Raw genomic sequence first — 15,626 nt, forward strand, 5'->3', positions numbered from 1 at the left:
ACTCCGTAGTACAGGTAATTGTTATGATAATTATTTAGCCGGAAGTATAAGACTTATTCCTCAGTAAACAAAGGTAGCACTAATTGGTCAGTGTTCACTTTTTCTGCCAATGATACGTGCATGCCAACCAAACGGACTTTTTTCCCTTGCCCACGTTCGAATGCGGTGCTGAGTAAGTCGAATAATTTTTGCTCATCAAGCTCTGTAGCTTGTTGTTCAACCGTTGTTTGCTGAAAATCGCTGAACTTGAGTTTCACACCAATCGACTTTATCGGACGACGCTTTTTGGTATTCATCCTTTCATATAAAGTAGGCAGTAATTTCCTGCTAACCTGCTGACATTCCTCAAGCGAGCTGAGGTCATGATCCAGGGTACGCTCGACACCAATTGATTTTCGCTTACGATTTGTTGATAACCTTCTTTCGTCGATGGCATGGGCGCGTTTCCACAACGACGCACCAAACTTTCCAAAGTGCTTGTGTAGTTTTTCAATAGGGAAATGGCGAATATCTTCGCACTTAAACAAACCAAACTTATTGAGCTTCTCAAGTGTTACCTTGCCAACACCAGGAATTTTCTTTAAAGGTAAGCGCCGAACAAAATCATCTAAGTCATTTGGCGTAATAACGCAAATACCATTTGGTTTGTTTTCGTCACTTGCTACCTTAGCAACAAATTTTATTGGCGCAACACCAGCGGAGGCCGTAAGCCCTGTTTCTCGCTCTATTGCTTGACGTATATCATTGGCGATAAGGGTTGCACTGCCTTCAAATAGGTCGGAATCCGTAACATCAAGAAACGCTTCGTCTAAGGATAATGGTTCGATTTCATCGGTGTAGCGTAAAAATATCGATTTAATTTGATCGGAGACTTCCTTGTATACATCCATTCTACCGCGCACTAAGGTGAGCTTCGGACAAAGCCTAAGTGCAGTCGCTGTCGCCATTGCTGACCGCACTCCGAAAGCTCTTGCTTCATAATTACATGTAGAAACCACCCCCCTGCGATCAGCACTGCCGCCAATAGCAATCGGAATTCCTCTTAATTCAGGATTGTCGCGCATTTCAACAGCAGCATAAAAACAATCCATATCGATATGTATAAATTTTCGCATAGATAAGTGGTTAACTGTCTAGGTTAATTACAATAGCTTAGAAAGAATAGCAAAAATCACTGTATATTAATACAGTTACCTATAGTGATTCCACAAGCTTTTGCAGCAATGCCCTGCTCGCTGTTGGGCATTCTCGGATAAGGCCTAAGAAATGAGAAACTCAAGCCGATATTGTTTATATTCAAATAAAACTTTTATTAGAATGCTAGAATACTGTAAAAAATCGCACCGGAGTTTATTTTGAAGTTAATCTATGTAATCACCGTCATGATACTCATGGTGACGCACCCGCTAACTGTTGCTGAAGAGCAAGTATCGGTGAGGTTTGGCTTAATGGGCTTTGCGCCGCACAGCAAAATAGACCCTGTTACTGGCGAATGCACTGGTACAGCACTTGAAAACGTGAGAGAGCTTTTTAAAGATGAAAAGGTCAGTTTTATTCCTGTATGCGCCGCACCTGCAAGAACCTACAGGAATGTAAAAGATGGTATTGTCGATCTTTCAGTTAATATTAAGTCAACAGCAGCGATTGCAGGCGCGGTTACTTTTAGCAGCTACCCAATGGATGAGCTTGCAATTAACTTTTATTCTGTGGCAAACGTTACAGAGGGGCCTAAAACAGTAGCATCAGTTCGCGGCTATGATTACAACGGACAAAGAGAAGCATTTACGAAGCAAGGTTATATTTTCGTAGACGTTCCCAATACAAGCGATGCAATTCGTTTATTTTTCAACAAACGCACAAGATACCTAATGTCATATGAAGGGCCATATATTGCTTTTATTGAGAATGATAAAAACTTTCTAAAACACAAGGCTCGGCTTACGCCAAACTCTGTTGAAACCAAAAAGCTACTCGCGGTACCCACCTTCTATGCAATCAGTAAGGCCTCCGACAAGCATGACTTTCTGGTCTCATTATTTGATAAAGTACAAAAAACGCCTAAGCAATAAGTTTTGAAAACTAGAGCTATAGAATCTTGTTATCTTGCCACTCTTTGATCTTCTTTTGCCTTGCTTCCTCGCGCTCCATGCGTGCCTTTTTACGATCACAAGGCTCTGGACAATCACAGGCCTTCGAAATACCTAAAGCTCCCAAACCACCACAACTACCGGCAATAGTCTTCTTCTGAAGAATGTAGCCAATAGCCATTGCCGCAACCATTAACAGAAAAAAACCAAACGCTAAGATAAAAGTACTCACAGTATCTCCAAATAATATATCAGGGCTTGTATGAACAAGACTTTATAAGTATTGCACCTGTTTATCAAAAGCAGGTGAAGCATATTCCACAAATTCTTCGCCTTCTTTAATGACCATATAAACGGCTAAATCATTTCGCTCAGCCAATCTTTTTGCATCATCAGGCCCCATAACATTTAATGCTGTTGCTAAGCCATCAGCGGTCATAGAGGAAGGATGAATAACCGACACCGACACGAGGTTATGCTTAATGGGAAAACCGGTTGCGGGGTCGATTAAATGACTAAATCGCTTACCATCCACTTCAAAATAATTTCGATAATCGCCTGAAGTAGCAATGGCATTATCGCCAATAACGACGCCTATTTGGGCGTTTCGTTTGCCTTCAATAGGTTTCTCAATAGCAATGCGCCAAGGTTTGTTATTAAGCTTAGTCCCTTTCACTCGCATCTCACCACCAATTTCTACCAAGTAGTTTTCGATTCCCTGAGCTTCGAGTAACTCTGCAAGCACATCAACCCCATATCCTTTGGCAATAGTCGATAAATCAATGTACACATTGCTGTGTTGCTTAGTGACAGTGCCATCCGCAACAGTAAACTTGTCTAGGCCAACATATTCGCGTATGGCTTGTAGTTCCTCATCTGAAGGAATAAGCTCTGGCCGCTTATCTGGGCCAAAACCCCATAGGTTGACCAAGGGACCCACTGTTACATCCAGCCGACCATCGCTGAATCGCCCCAAACGCATCGCTTCTAGTAATACGACTTCAGTTTCCGGAGAAATAGAAAAAGCTTCATTGTCTTGTGCCCTATTCAAACGTGAAAGCTCCGACTCTGGGTCATACGTCGACATAAGCGCGTTTACTTCAATCAGGGCATCATCAATTTTCACTTTCAGGGCAGGAATGACTATGTTTAGGCCTTCTTGTTCAACAAATTTTACCGTATAGGTAGTGCCCATTGTTTTGCCCTGTACAGCATGTTCTCGTAGGGTTGGGCCCGAACACCCTAGCATAAGAGTCGATACAACAAGCAACAACAAAACACGTCGAATAGTTTGAAACACCTTGCTTCCTCTCAAATGGTTAGCTTAAGTAATGTGGCACAACTGCACACTGACGATAGTAGTATAAGACAACAACAAATCGACGCTCACTATCTGCCAACAAAAAAGGCGCTAAACATTCCCTTAGCGCCTTTTCCTATGAGTGACTAATTTAGCCACCGAAGTCATCAAGCATGATGTTTTCGTCTTCAACACCTAGCTCTTTGAGCATATTTATCACTGCTGCGTTCATCATAGGTGGACCACACATGTAGAACTCACAATCTTCTGGCGCCGGGTGATCTTTCAGATAATTTTCCAAAAGCACGTTATGGATAAATCCAGTATCGCCTTCCCAGTTATCTTCAGGTTGCGGATCCGATAATGCGACATGCCAAGTAAAGTTATCGTTTTCTTTTTGTAGCATGTCGAAATCTTCAACATAGAACATTTCTCTTAAAGAGCGCGCACCGTACCAAAATGTCATTTTGCGATCAGTCTTAATGCGACGAAGTTGGTCGAATATGTGTGAACGCATAGGAGCCATGCCTGCACCACCACCAACGAATACCATCTCTGCGTCAGTTTCTTTTGCAAAGAACTCACCGAAAGGCCCCGATATCGTTACTTTGTCACCTTTTTTCAAAGACCAAATAAACGACGACATTTTACCTGCAGGAAGGCTGAGATTATTAGGTGGCGGCGTAGCAATACGCACGTTCAACATAATAATACCTTCTTCTTCAGGATAGTTTGCCATTGAATAGGCGCGGATTGTTTCTTCGTCTACCTTTGACTCAACGTCAAAGAAGCCAAAGTGTTCCCAATCTTTACGATATTCATCTGGCACATCAAAATCTTTATACTTAACGTGATGGGGTGGAGCTTCAATCTGAATATAACCACCAGCGCGGAAAGGAACACTTTCACCGTCAGGAATGGCTAGTTTAAGCTCTTTAATGAAGGTTGCTTCGTTATTGTTAGAAATAACTTCACAGTCCCATTTTTTGATACCAAATACTTCTTCAGGCAATTCAATGTCCATATCTTGCTTGATAGATACTTGACATGACAAGCGGCAACCACTTTTAGCTTCGCGCTTAGAGATGTGGTCAAGTTCAGTTGGTAATATTTCACCACCACCAGACTTAACATCTACAGTACACTGTCCGCAAGAACCACCACCGCCACATGCTGATGATACAAATATACCTGATTCAGCCAGTGCGCCAAGTAACTTGCCACCTGGCGAGGTTGTAATTGCTTTATCTGGGTCGCCGTTGATAGTGATTCTTACATCACCCTCTGGTACTAATTTCGATTTTGCAAACATGATGATAAAAACCAGCGCTAAAACGATAGCGATGAACATGCCTACACCGAGATAGATTTCTATTTGATTCATTATCTATACTCCTAATCGCTTTACAGCGATATACCTGTGAATGATTGGAAGCCCAATGCCATCAAGCCAGCAATCATAAACACAGAACCCAATCCGCGAATACCATCTGGCATATCAGCATACTTCAACTTCTCTCTAACCGCAGCTAACAGAATGATAGCAATGGCCCAACCAGCGCCGCTGCCAATTCCATATACGATACTTTCAGTAAAGTTGTATTCGCGCTGAACAGCAAACGCAACACCACCGAATATTGCACAGTTTACGGTGATAAGCGGTAAGAAGATCCCTAGTGCGTTGTATAAAGCTGGGAAAAACTTGTCCAGTGTCATTTCCAGTATCTGCACAAGTGCCGCTATAACACCAATGAAAGTAAGGAAACTCAAGAAGCTGAGATCAGCATCTGGAAGTCCGGCCCATGCAAGCGCACCTGGGGCAAGTAAATTTACATAGATAAGTTGGTTAACTGGTACAGAAATACCCAATACCACGATAACTGCTACGCCCAAACCCATTGAGGTAGCTACTTTTTTCGATACCGCTAAGAAAGTACACATTCCCAAAAACAGAGACAATGCCATATTTTCTACGAAAACGGCTCTAATAAATAATGCTGCGTAATGTTCCATGGTTATTCCTTAGGCTCTACTTGTTCAGGACGGATAGTACGGATAAACCAGATCATACCGCCAATCAGGAAGAATGAGCTGAACGGAAGAATTAGAAGACCGTTACCTTGATACCAACCACCATTAGTAACTAGAGGCAGAATTTCAAAACCTAAGATAGTACCGAAGCCAAAAAGCTCTTTGATGGTGCCAATCACGATTAGGATGAAAGAGTAGCCCAGACCATTACCTAGGCCATCTAAGAAACTCATGCCTGGAGGTGACTTCATCGCATAAGCTTCAGCACGACCCATTACTATACAATTTGTAATGATCAAACCAACGAATACCGACAACTGCTTAGATATTTCGTAGGAATAAGCCTTTAGGATTTGGTCAACCACGATCACCAATGATGCAATGATCGTCATTTGAATAATAATTCGCACACTAGATGGAATTTGGTTGCGAATTAACGAGATAAACAAATTAGAGAAAGCACATACCGCAGTAAGTGCCAACGACATAACTAATGCCGTCTCTAGCTTGGTTGTAATCGCCAATGCAGAACATATACCAAGTACGTGTAAAGCAATTGGATTGCTATCTAATATGGGCCCTAACAGGGCTTTTTTCATTTCTTTTGTGTCAGCCATTGTTATGCCTTATGATTTCCAAGATTGCTTTGAAAGGTATGTACCGTAACCGTCTTTACCTGCCCAGTATTGCAATGTATTTTCGACACCGTTACTGGTTAAGGTTGCACCAGATAGTGCATCAACAGCGTATTGGTCGCCCTCGGTTCCACCTTTGCGTACTTCGATTGCGACGTCGCCATTTTCGAAAAGTTTCTTACCATCCCACTGCTCCTGCCAATCTGGGTTTTGAATCTCACCACCCAATCCTGGCGTTTCTTTGTGTTGGTAATAAATCAATTCACGGATAGTTTTACCGTCAGAATCCAAGGCAAGAAAGCCATACATCAAGTCCCATAAGCCACTGCCGTGAACAGGAAGCACTAAACGCTCAACATTTCCTGATTCGCCTTTAATGTGGAATACGCTTGCTACTTTCGCTCTGCGCGAGAAACCAGCAGGGCTTCCATCAACAGCAACACTTGTGTCAGCCGCTTTAGATACACGACCATACATGTCGTAAGCTTTGCCCGTGCCCTTTGCAGGGTTCTCAACATAAGCACCCGTTTCTAAGTCGACAAAACGTTCTTCGACTTTCGCTTCATAAATGTCTGCAATTTCTTGCTTAGTTTTCGCTTCGCCTAACAAACCTGCAGCAGCAAGAATATTAGATTGTCTGTCGAGAGCAGCATTGGTTTGCTGCAAAGAGCGTAAACCAACAGCAGAACCAGACACAACAATTGAACATGCCAGACAAACGGCAACAACGATTAGAATTGTTTTTCCTAAAGTTTCTTTTTTAGCCGACACGTGCAAGCCTCCGTTTAATGTTGCTTTGCGCTACGAAGTAATCAAACAGTGGCGCCCAAAGATTAGCGAACAATATCGCAAGCATAATCCCCTCAGGGAAAGCTGGGTTAATAACACGAACCAACACGGTCATTAAACCGATAAAGAAGCCATACATCCATTTACCTTGATTGGTAAATGAAGCCGACACAGGATCGGTTGCCATGAAAAACATACCAAATGCCAAACCGCCTATTACGAAGTGCCAGTAGAAAGGCATTGCGTAAATCGAACTTGCATCGGGAGCAAAGAAGTTTAGTAAGGTGCTGAAGAAAGTTACGCCAAGCGCTACACCCAACACAATTCGCCAGCTGGCGATGCCTAAGTAAATAATGAATAAGCCACCAAGCATAATCATCAAGCTTGACACTTCACCAACAGAACCTGGAATGTTACCCAAGAACGAGTTCATCCAAAGGTCCATATCGGTGTAATCCATTTCGCCGTTTGCGGCGTTACTTAACCATGTTGCACCTGAGTAGCCATCAGCTAATTCAGCGGCAATCCATGGTTGGTCACCAGAAATTTGCGCAGGATAGGCGAAGTATAGGAAAGCACGGCCTGAAAGTGCCGGATTAAGGAAGTTTCGACCCGTACCGCCAAAGATTTCCTTAGCGATAACCACACCAAAAGTGATACCCAGTGCTACTTGCCATAGCGGAATAGTTGCAGGTAGTGTAAGAGCAAACAACACCGAAGTAACAAAGAAACCTTCGTTAACTTCATGTTTTCTTACCGACGCAAATAATACTTCCCAGAATCCACCAACAACAAAGGTAGTGGCATAGATTGGAATGAAGAAGCATGCACCGTAGAACATCATGCCCAGTGCACCAGAGTCGGCTGTTAAATTACCACCGAAAAACTGAAATAAAGCAGTTTGCCAACCATCATACATAGCTCCACCAGCGATGATCGCGTCCTGAGCCTGCACACCTACGTTGTACATACCATAAAACATAGCTGGGAAGGTTGCCATCCAAACCATGATCATGATGCGTTTAAGGTCAATACTGTCTTTAACGTGAGTATTGGCTTTGTTTACTTTGCCTGGTGTGTAGAAGATAGTAGCTGCCGCTTCATACAAGGCGTAGAATTTTTCATACTTGCCGCCTGGTTCAAAATCAGGTTCGACTTTTTCAATTAATGCTTTTAAACCCATGACTTAACCCTCTTCTTCTATCTTGGTTAAACACTCTCTCAAGATTGGCCCGTAGTTATATTTGCCGGGGCAAACGTAGGTACATAATGACAAATCTTCCTCATCAAGCTCCAATGCGCCCAAGCTGGCGGCACCTTCGGTATCACCTGAAATGATGTCACGAAGTAATAGCGTTGGAATTATATCCAACGGCATGATGCGCTCGTAGTTACCAATAGGAACCATTGAACGGTCAGACCCGTTGGTCTGCGTGGTCATATTAAATAATTTTTTCGGAGACAAGTGCCCTAAATAGGCGCGTGTGACAGAATGCTGATTTGAGCCAGGCATAATCCAACCGAACAAACGTTTTTCCTTATCTTCTACAAGCAAGGATACCTGAGTGTGATAGCGCCCTAGGTAGGCATGAGGGCCGCTCGCATTAGTGCCGTTTAATACAGAACCAGAAACCGCACGTACTGGACCCTCGATGGTCTCACCAGCTGATATCTCGTCGATGCTAGCGCCCAGAACAGTTTTGATTATTTTAGGAGCCTTAGCCGCCGGACCAGCAAGTGAAATAACTTTGGTTGTATCTAGTTGGCCCGTTTTGAACAGGACGCCGAAAGCGATGACGTCTTGATAGCCAACATGCCAAACAAATTTATTAGCACCAACGGGATCAAGATGATGAATATGCGTTCCCACTAAACCCGCTGGATGGGGCCCGGCAAACTCGTTTACATCAACACTTGCATCACCAGTAGGGATATCAGCATTCGGTGCTTTAGACACAAATACTTTACCGTCGGTGAGCTTTCCAAGCACTTTCAAACCAAATGCAAAGTCGTCTTTGCGTTCAGAAATGACTATTTGTGGGTCAACGGCAAGTGGATTTGTGTCCATCGCTGATACGAATATCGATGATGGACTAGAACCGACCGCTGGGTTTTTACTAAATGGACGGGTACGAATAGCTGTCCAAGCACCAGAATCGACTAGCAACTGAGCAATCGTATCACGCTCAGCAGAGGCTAGAGATGCTTCATCAAAGGTAGCAAAGGTGACAGCCTCGTCGCCTTTAATACTGATAACCACCGATTGCAAGACACGTCTTGCACCGCGATTAATCTCAATGACTTCACCTGCTGCAGGAGCGGTAAATTTAACACCCGGGTTCTTTTTGTCTTCAAAAAGCAATTGCCCTTTTTTGACCGTATCACCAACCTGAACATGCATAGTTGGCCGCATGCCATTATATTCTTCACCAAGGACTGCAACCTTCGTAACAGCTGGTCCGTCTAGGACTTTCTGCTCGGGGGCGCCTTCGATAGGAAGATCTAAGCCTTTCTTGATTTTTATCATACGTAATTGACTACTCTAATTTAAGATACCAATTTTAATCAGCCTATCGGCTTGTCTACCTGAAAGCCGATTAAAATTTGCCTCTAGCGCGCTACCACTCACACGCAAGTAAGGCACCGACCACACTTATAACGATAAAACGACACATAAGTTCAAAGGTAGGCCTGCAAATCAGAAGGTCTACGAACATCCGTGGTTATTTTATTATTATGTGTTTGTGCATTACATTTTGTGGAATTTATGAAGAAAACGACATTCTCTTCTTCCACCTAGTAAATGATCGGGCGGATTTTAGCACTAATGAGGGTAAAAAGGCTATGCCAAAAGTGCTAAATCGGCTAAATATATCGCCCTAATGTGAACAAAATCTTCCACTTAGCGCCTTGCAACGCAATGTAACACTTGCGTTGAAGGCCTAAGGTATAAATATTTACTTATAAGTCTAGTTTCGCGACATTTAGGACCATTCAACTACCGGATTAATATCAGCCTCATAATCAACATCCTTAATTTCGAAACCGAATAAGTTAAGGAACTCTCTGTTATAGCCCGCATAGTCACTCAATTGATGGAAATTTTCTTGCGTCACTTGGTCCCACAAAGCTTTGATTTTGGCTTGCGTTGCCTCATTAGTTTCTTTACCTTCCATGTGAAACCTATTCATATCATCTACTGGTGGGTTTGCCACGTAAAGCCGTTCTGAAAATAGACCTACTATCTGCTCAATGCAACCTTCATGCGTACCCTCTTCCTTCATTACTTTATAAATTAACGAGATGTAAAGTGGCATCACAGGAATAGCCGAGCTTGCTTGCGTCACCAAAGCCTTCAATGAACTTACATTCGCTTTTACATGCTGCGAAGCCAGCTTACTTTCAATGGCGCTAGCCGCTCTATCTAAATCTTCTTTCGCTAGACCTATCGTTGCTTGACCGTAAATAGGCCAAGTAAGCTCTTTACCAATATATGTGTAAGCTGTCGTTTTGGCATTATCTGCCAACACACCTGCATCACCCAGCATTGTTAACCAACGCTCCCAATCCTCACCGCCCATCACTTTCACTGTGTGGTCAATTTCCTCTTGGCTTGCTGGCTCAAGTGTAATTTCGTGCACTTTGTCTTTGTCGGTATCGTAGGTTTTCGTTGTATAGGCTTGCCCCACCGGCTTGAGCGTCGACTTAAAGGTTTCGCCGCTATCTGGATCAGTACGTCTTGGTGACGCAAGACTGTATATAACGAGATCGACGCTACCCAAATCTTGTTGGATTTTTTCGATAGTCGCTTTTTTCATCTCATCAGAGAAGGCGTCACCGTTCATCGATTCTGCATAAAGGCCTTCAGCCTTCGCCTGTTCATGAAAAGCAGCGGTGTTGTACCAGCCAGCTGTGCCTGTTTTTCTTTCTGTTGGTTGCTTTTCAAAGCAAATACCAAGCGTTTTTGCGCCATAACCGAACGCTGATGTAATTCTCGATGCTAGGCCATAGCCAGTCGAGCAACCAATTACTAACACGTTCTTTGGTGCGCCTATCTCAGCTTTGTCTGCAATATTTTGTGATTTAACGTATGCAATTTGATTTTCTACACTTTTCGCACAGCCTACTGGGTGGGCGTTTGTGCAAATAAAACCTCGAACTTTTGGCTTAATAACCATAAATAACTTCCTTTGTTAGCACGCATAAAGCAGCGCGCAATAATGTGGACACCGAGAAAATGATAAATCGACTAATGGCGCGCATTCTAATGCTTTGTGCTCGAATAACAAATCAGAGCAGCTAAAACTTACTCGCGATTGTCGAAATACTCTTGCTCCGAAATTTTATGGTAAGCCTTCGCGTCCTGATAGAAAGCATCATAAGACGCATAAATTCGGTCAAAGTCTTCATCTGATGCACGTTTTTCTTTTATCACTTTTGCAGTAGCGACTTTAAGAGCGTCTATAACGTCTTTCGGTAAGGGGCGCATCTCAATTCCATGCTCCTCAAGTAACTGCCTCATCGCATTTGGGTTTCGAGCAGTATACTCATCTAGCATGTCTTGATTTGCAGCACGCGCAGCTACTTCAACGATCTTTTGTAAGTCTTGAGGTAAAGCTTCATAGGCTTGCTTATTCACTGTGAATTCAAGCATAGTGCCGGGTTCGTGCCATCCACTGTGATAGTAAAATTTTGCCGCTTTGTGTAGGCCAAATGCTAAATCATTATATGGCCCGACCCACTCGGTTGCGTCTATTGCGCCGGTTTGCAGTGCTGTGAATAACTCACCACCGGTTAGGGTAACTGGCAATCCCCCCACTTCTTTGAACACCTCACCACCGAGACCGGGAATTCGCATTTTCAAGCCTTGGAAATCTTCCAAGCTGTTAATTTCCTTTTTAAACCAACCCGCCATCTGAGTACCTGAACTACCACCTGCAAAGGGAATTACACCATAGGGCTCGTACAACTCACGCCAAAGCTTCAAACCATCGCCATAGTGCAACCAAGCATTCATTTCTGTGGCATTCATACCAAAAGGGATAGTCGTAAATATAGGAGCCGCAGGCATTTTCCCCTTCCAATAATAAGCACCAGCATGCCCCATTTGTACGCTTCCGCTAGAGACTGCATCGAAAACCTCAAAGCCAGGAACAAGCTCACCCGCACCATAAACACGCACTTCTAAGCGACCGCCAGACATTTCATTGACATAATTTGCAAAAGTTTCTGGCCCTTTGCCCAAACCGGGAAAATTCTTTGGCCATGAGGTCACCAACTTCCATTTTATTTTTTCTGCTGGAGCTGCGTTATTGTCAGTTGAATTGTCTTGAGATTTACCACCACAAGATGAAAGCGCCAACATACTTACTGCAAGGCATAGACTAGCCAAGATCTTTTTCATCATTTCTCCTTAAAAGTACAATAATTAGTCACTATTGCCATAAACCAAATTTGGTAACCAAGTAATTAATTCTGGCCATATCGCCATCAGCACTAACACAATGAGTTGTATGATTATAAAGGGAATTACTCCCTTATACATCTGCTCGGTTTTAACCGAGTCTTGTGTTACGCCACGCAAATAGAAAAGCGCAAATCCAAACGGTGGTGTTAAGAAACTCGTTTGCAAATTAACAGCAATCATAATGCCGAGCCACACTGGGTCCATGCCCATCATAATCAAGATAGGTGCAATGATAGGTACGACCACGAAAGTAATTTCAATAAAATCTAATATAAAGCCCAATAAAAAGATAACGACCATTACCAACAGCATTGCGGTGAAAGCCCCGCCCGGTAAATCCGAGAAAAAGTCATTCAGCAATTCTTCACCACCGAAACCTCTAAATACCAAGGAGAAAACCGAAGCCCCTATGAGTATCAGAAACACCATACAAGTCACTTTAGTCGTTTCACGCACCACGTATTTTGTATTACTCAGACTAAGCTGCCGCTTCATCAGTGCGAGTAACACCGCTCCTATCGCGCCCACGCCGGCCGCCTCAGTAGGCGTTGCTTTACCCGAGAGTATCGACCCTAATACAGCCACAATAAGAATAAGTGGCGGTAACAATGCCTTGAGTAAACCAGATAACTTGGCATGTTCACTTAGCTGTCCATGCTTAGGCACTTGAGATGGACTGAATTTGCTCACACCCCACAAATACAGTAAGTAAAGTACAACTAAGACGAGGCCGGGAATTAACGCCCCCACAAATAAATCACCTACAGAAACACTTTCAGGTGAGAAAATACCCATATCGAGTTGCGCTTTTTGATAGGCACTCGACAGCACATCCCCTAATAATACCAAAGCGATAGAGGGGGGAATAATTTGCCCGAGCGTACCTGTCGCGCATATGGTCCCAGTCGCTAACTCAGGCGAATAGCCTCGTTTGAGCATAGTGGGCAATGATAATAACCCCATTGTCACTACTGTAGCACCCACTATGCCTGTACTAGCCGCTAGTAACATACCTACAAGAATGACAGACACTCCAAGACCAGTCTTAAAGCGCCCTAACAAACCCGACATAGCAATAAGGAGGTCCTCTGCGATTTTTGATCGTTCAAGTACCACTCCCATAAAAACAAACAATGGCACGGCAATGAGCGTTTGATTGTTCACAATCCCAAAAAGACGACTGGGCGTTGCCAATAAGTAACTTGCATCAAATGCACCAAAGAGAATGCCAAGCCAAGCAAATAATAAAGACACGCCGGCCAAGGTGAGCGCCACCGGATAACCAACCAGTAAGAAAATGCAAACAACTAAGAATAAGACAAGAGACAATATTTCCATTAGTTTGCCTCATCCTGGCTTGCGTTGAGTTCAGCCTTATTGGAATTAATGCCTACCAATACGAGTACCTGCTTTATGACTTCGGAGATACCTTGCAAGAGCATGGTGAGTGAAAAAACAAGAATAAATGATTTGAGTACATAGAGAAATGGCAGACCACCCGATTCCATAGAACCTTCAAGTGTTTGCCAGGATTCGGCTACATAGTGCCAACTAACGATACTTATAAACGCCATTACAGGGATAAGCAAAAATAGACTGCCTATCAGATTTACCACTGCTTTGCGTTTTGCATTAAAACGACGATAGAACACATCAACACGAACATGCCCATCGTGCTGCAAAGTATAAGCACTGCCCAAGAGAAACACGGCCGCGTGAAGGTAGGTGACAGATTCCTGCATCGCAATCCAGCCCATATTGAAACCATAACGCAAAATAACAACGACAAATGTGATCAAAGCCATGAGAAAGGTAAAATAGCTGATCCACTCGCCTAACTTTTTGTTAACTAAATCGATCGCTGTCGACACAACCAACAGAGCCTTCATTAACGACATGGCCTATCCTCGCCTGATTAACCCAACAACACCCTATCATCATATTCTTGCACAGAAAATTTAGCTTCGTTACACCTTTTTTATGCTTTTTTGCACATTTTATCTATTACTTAAGGTCTTATTTTGTTAATCATATGTAAAAACCATCAAAAGGTGGCACACTTAATTTCTTGGGAAAGTTTCATAGTGCAAAGCAATAAGCCGAGGTAATACAAAAATGACCAACACACTAAATCGTCAAAATAAACTTGACCGTCGTCACTTCATCAAATCCTTAGGCGCGGGAATTCTGCTATCCTCCATGGGACAACACGGCATCGCTCTGGCATCCTCGCAACGAAAAGTGGGAGTAGCATTAGTTGGTTTGGGAAATTACAGCGAGACAATTCTAGCGCCAGCCCTGCAAGCAACTAAATACTGTGAGCTAAAAGGAATTGTTACTGGCAGCCCGTCAAAAATACCAAAATGGCAAAAAGCTTACAGCATTCCAGATAAAAACACTTATACCTACGACAATATGCATGAGCTCGCCAATAACCCTGATATTGATGTTGTATATGTTGTAGTACCTACAAGCCTACATTTAAAATATGCCGAAATTGGAGCCAATGCGGGCAAACATGTGTGGTGTGAAAAACCGATGGCGATGACCGTAGCCCAGTGCCAACAGATGATCAATGTCTGCCGGAAAAATAAAGTGCAACTGACTGTCGGTTACAGAATGCAGCATGAACCCAACACCCGAAAACTAAACAGCTATGCGCTTGAGAAAAAGTTTGGCCAAACTGAGTCGATCATTACTCGGGCTGGCTACGCCGGAAAAGGTTTCCCACAAGATAACTGGCGAATGCAAAAAGCAATGGGGGGCGGAGCGATGTACGATATGGGGGTATATCCTGTGAATGGCGCTCGCTTTTTGTCAGCAATGGAACCCATCGCCATAACCGCAACTCATGACAAGTCGCACCCGCACATATTCAAGGAAGTAGACGAAACAACTAATTTTACCCTTGAGTTTCCAAACGGTGTTACAGCAGATTGCGCCACGTCGGTCGTTAAAAATTATAATCTAGCACGGGTGAAGGCTAGCGAGGGTTGGTACGAATTAGAACCCATGTCGAACTACAGCGGGGTGAGTGGTAAAACAAGTGATGGAGAAATATTAACTGCAATACGTGGTATGCAGCAAAGTCTTCAGATGGACAACGACGCTCTGGCAATACTTGGTAAGGGGCCTATATTAGTGAATGGAGAAGAGGGCCTAAAAGATATTCACATCGTACAAGCAGCATTTGAGTCAGTGGCGAAAAACAAGAGAATCGTGCTGTAATTAATCGCAGGCGCGGTCATCGTGAACAAGATGAGCGCCTGCGCCATTATGGTTTATACGCAGATTATTGCGTGCAGTATTGTGTGTGC

Annotated in this window: 15 protein-coding genes; 2 read left to right on the top strand and 13 right to left on the bottom strand. The window is 43.4% G+C overall.

The window, feature by feature from the left end:
- Positions 1–53 precede the first annotated feature (53 nt).
- On the bottom strand, positions 54–1,115 hold the full coding sequence (dinB, locus tag ISG33_RS16575) for a DNA polymerase IV (protein ID WP_195734766.1): 1,062 nt from the start codon (positions 1,113–1,115) through the stop codon (positions 54–56).
- 240 nt (positions 1,116–1,355) lie between these two features.
- Here dinB and ISG33_RS16580 point away from each other — a divergent pair, with 240 nt between their 5' ends.
- Positions 1,356–2,069 (top strand): hypothetical protein, encoded by a 714-nt coding sequence (locus tag ISG33_RS16580; protein WP_195734767.1) that lies wholly within the window; start codon positions 1,356–1,358, stop codon positions 2,067–2,069.
- Positions 2,070–2,085: 16 nt separating this feature from the next.
- On the opposite strand, the gene nqrM is transcribed toward ISG33_RS16580, so the two are convergent.
- From nqrM to ISG33_RS16640, 12 genes are all read right to left on the bottom strand, one after another.
- A complete protein-coding gene (nqrM, locus tag ISG33_RS16585; RefSeq protein ID WP_195734768.1) occupies positions 2,086–2,319 on the bottom strand; it encodes a (Na+)-NQR maturation NqrM in 234 nt (77 codons plus the stop codon).
- Positions 2,320–2,361: 42 nt separating this feature from the next.
- Positions 2,362–3,336, bottom strand: a complete 975-nt coding sequence (locus ISG33_RS16590; protein ID WP_195734838.1) for an FAD:protein FMN transferase — start codon at positions 3,334–3,336, stop codon at positions 2,362–2,364.
- 202 nt (positions 3,337–3,538) lie between these two features.
- A complete protein-coding gene (gene nqrF / locus ISG33_RS16595; RefSeq protein ID WP_195734769.1) occupies positions 3,539–4,771 on the bottom strand; it encodes an NADH:ubiquinone reductase (Na(+)-transporting) subunit F in 1,233 nt (410 codons plus the stop codon).
- A 20-nt stretch (positions 4,772–4,791) separates the two neighbouring features.
- Complete coding sequence (nqrE, locus tag ISG33_RS16600) at positions 4,792–5,400, bottom strand: NADH:ubiquinone reductase (Na(+)-transporting) subunit E (protein ID WP_195734770.1); 609 nt, start codon at positions 5,398–5,400, stop codon at positions 4,792–4,794.
- Between the two features lie 2 nt (positions 5,401–5,402).
- Entirely contained in the window at positions 5,403–6,035 is a 633-nt protein-coding gene (locus ISG33_RS16605; RefSeq protein WP_195734771.1) for an NADH:ubiquinone reductase (Na(+)-transporting) subunit D, read from the bottom strand.
- Positions 6,036–6,044: 9 nt separating this feature from the next.
- Positions 6,045–6,824, bottom strand: coding sequence for a Na(+)-translocating NADH-quinone reductase subunit C (locus tag ISG33_RS16610; RefSeq protein ID WP_195734772.1), 780 nt, complete (start codon positions 6,822–6,824; stop codon positions 6,045–6,047).
- Positions 6,814–8,025, bottom strand: a complete 1,212-nt coding sequence (locus ISG33_RS16615; protein ID WP_195734773.1) for an NADH:ubiquinone reductase (Na(+)-transporting) subunit B — start codon at positions 8,023–8,025, stop codon at positions 6,814–6,816. The genes ISG33_RS16610 and ISG33_RS16615 overlap by 11 nt, the downstream gene beginning before the upstream one ends.
- Positions 8,026–8,028: 3 nt before the next feature.
- A complete protein-coding gene (locus ISG33_RS16620) occupies positions 8,029–9,369 on the bottom strand; it encodes a Na(+)-translocating NADH-quinone reductase subunit A (protein WP_195734774.1) in 1,341 nt (446 codons plus the stop codon).
- Between the two features lie 457 nt (positions 9,370–9,826).
- Positions 9,827–11,020 carry an enoyl-ACP reductase FabV gene (gene fabV, locus ISG33_RS16625; RefSeq protein ID WP_195734775.1) on the bottom strand — a complete coding sequence of 398 codons (1,194 nt, stop codon included), beginning with the start codon at positions 11,018–11,020 and terminating at the stop codon, positions 9,827–9,829.
- Between the two features lie 128 nt (positions 11,021–11,148).
- The gene (locus ISG33_RS16630; protein ID WP_195734839.1) at positions 11,149–12,246 is read right to left on the bottom strand and encodes a TRAP transporter substrate-binding protein; all 1,098 of its coding nucleotides are present in this window, start codon (positions 12,244–12,246) and stop codon (positions 11,149–11,151) included.
- A gap of 24 nt (positions 12,247–12,270) precedes the next feature.
- Positions 12,271–13,647, bottom strand: a complete 1,377-nt coding sequence (locus ISG33_RS16635) for a TRAP transporter large permease (RefSeq protein WP_195734776.1) — start codon at positions 13,645–13,647, stop codon at positions 12,271–12,273.
- Positions 13,647–14,207: a TRAP transporter small permease subunit gene (locus ISG33_RS16640; RefSeq protein ID WP_195734777.1), complete on the bottom strand. Its 561-nt coding sequence runs from the start codon at positions 14,205–14,207 to the stop codon at positions 13,647–13,649. Before ISG33_RS16640 ends, ISG33_RS16635 begins: the two co-directional genes overlap by 1 nt.
- Before the next feature lie 217 nt (positions 14,208–14,424).
- Between ISG33_RS16640 and ISG33_RS16645 the strand changes: the two genes are divergently transcribed.
- Entirely contained in the window at positions 14,425–15,537 is a 1,113-nt protein-coding gene (locus ISG33_RS16645) for a Gfo/Idh/MocA family protein (protein WP_195734778.1), read from the top strand.
- Positions 15,538–15,626 lie beyond the last annotated feature (89 nt).

Origin of the sequence: Marinibium conchae, from assembly GCF_015595035.1 — a bacterium.
Lineage (GTDB): Bacteria > Pseudomonadota > Gammaproteobacteria > Enterobacterales > Alteromonadaceae > Glaciecola.

Excerpts from the sequence above, each read along its gene's own strand:
- nqrE (WP_195734770.1), bottom strand. The coding sequence starts at position 5,400 with ATGGAACATTACGCAGCATTATTTATTAGAGCCGTTTTCGTAGAAAAT.
- nqrF (WP_195734769.1), bottom strand. The coding sequence starts at position 4,771 with ATGAATCAAATAGAAATCTATCTCGGTGTAGGCATGTTCATCGCTATC.
- ISG33_RS16605 (WP_195734771.1), bottom strand. The coding sequence starts at position 6,035 with ATGGCTGACACAAAAGAAATGAAAAAAGCCCTGTTAGGGCCCATATTA.
- ISG33_RS16640 (WP_195734777.1), bottom strand. The coding sequence starts at position 14,207 with ATGTCGTTAATGAAGGCTCTGTTGGTTGTGTCGACAGCGATCGATTTA.
- ISG33_RS16630 (WP_195734839.1), bottom strand. The coding sequence starts at position 12,246 with ATGAAAAAGATCTTGGCTAGTCTATGCCTTGCAGTAAGTATGTTGGCG.
- ISG33_RS16635 (WP_195734776.1), bottom strand. The coding sequence starts at position 13,647 with ATGGAAATATTGTCTCTTGTCTTATTCTTAGTTGTTTGCATTTTCTTA.
- ISG33_RS16620 (WP_195734774.1), bottom strand. The coding sequence starts at position 9,369 with ATGATAAAAATCAAGAAAGGCTTAGATCTTCCTATCGAAGGCGCCCCC.
- ISG33_RS16645 (WP_195734778.1), top strand. The coding sequence starts at position 14,425 with ATGACCAACACACTAAATCGTCAAAATAAACTTGACCGTCGTCACTTC.
- ISG33_RS16615 (WP_195734773.1), bottom strand. The coding sequence starts at position 8,025 with ATGGGTTTAAAAGCATTAATTGAAAAAGTCGAACCTGATTTTGAACCA.
- ISG33_RS16590 (WP_195734838.1), bottom strand. The coding sequence starts at position 3,336 with ATGCTAGGGTGTTCGGGCCCAACCCTACGAGAACATGCTGTACAGGGC.
- dinB (WP_195734766.1), bottom strand. The coding sequence starts at position 1,115 with ATGCGAAAATTTATACATATCGATATGGATTGTTTTTATGCTGCTGTT.
- fabV (WP_195734775.1), bottom strand. The coding sequence starts at position 11,020 with ATGGTTATTAAGCCAAAAGTTCGAGGTTTTATTTGCACAAACGCCCAC.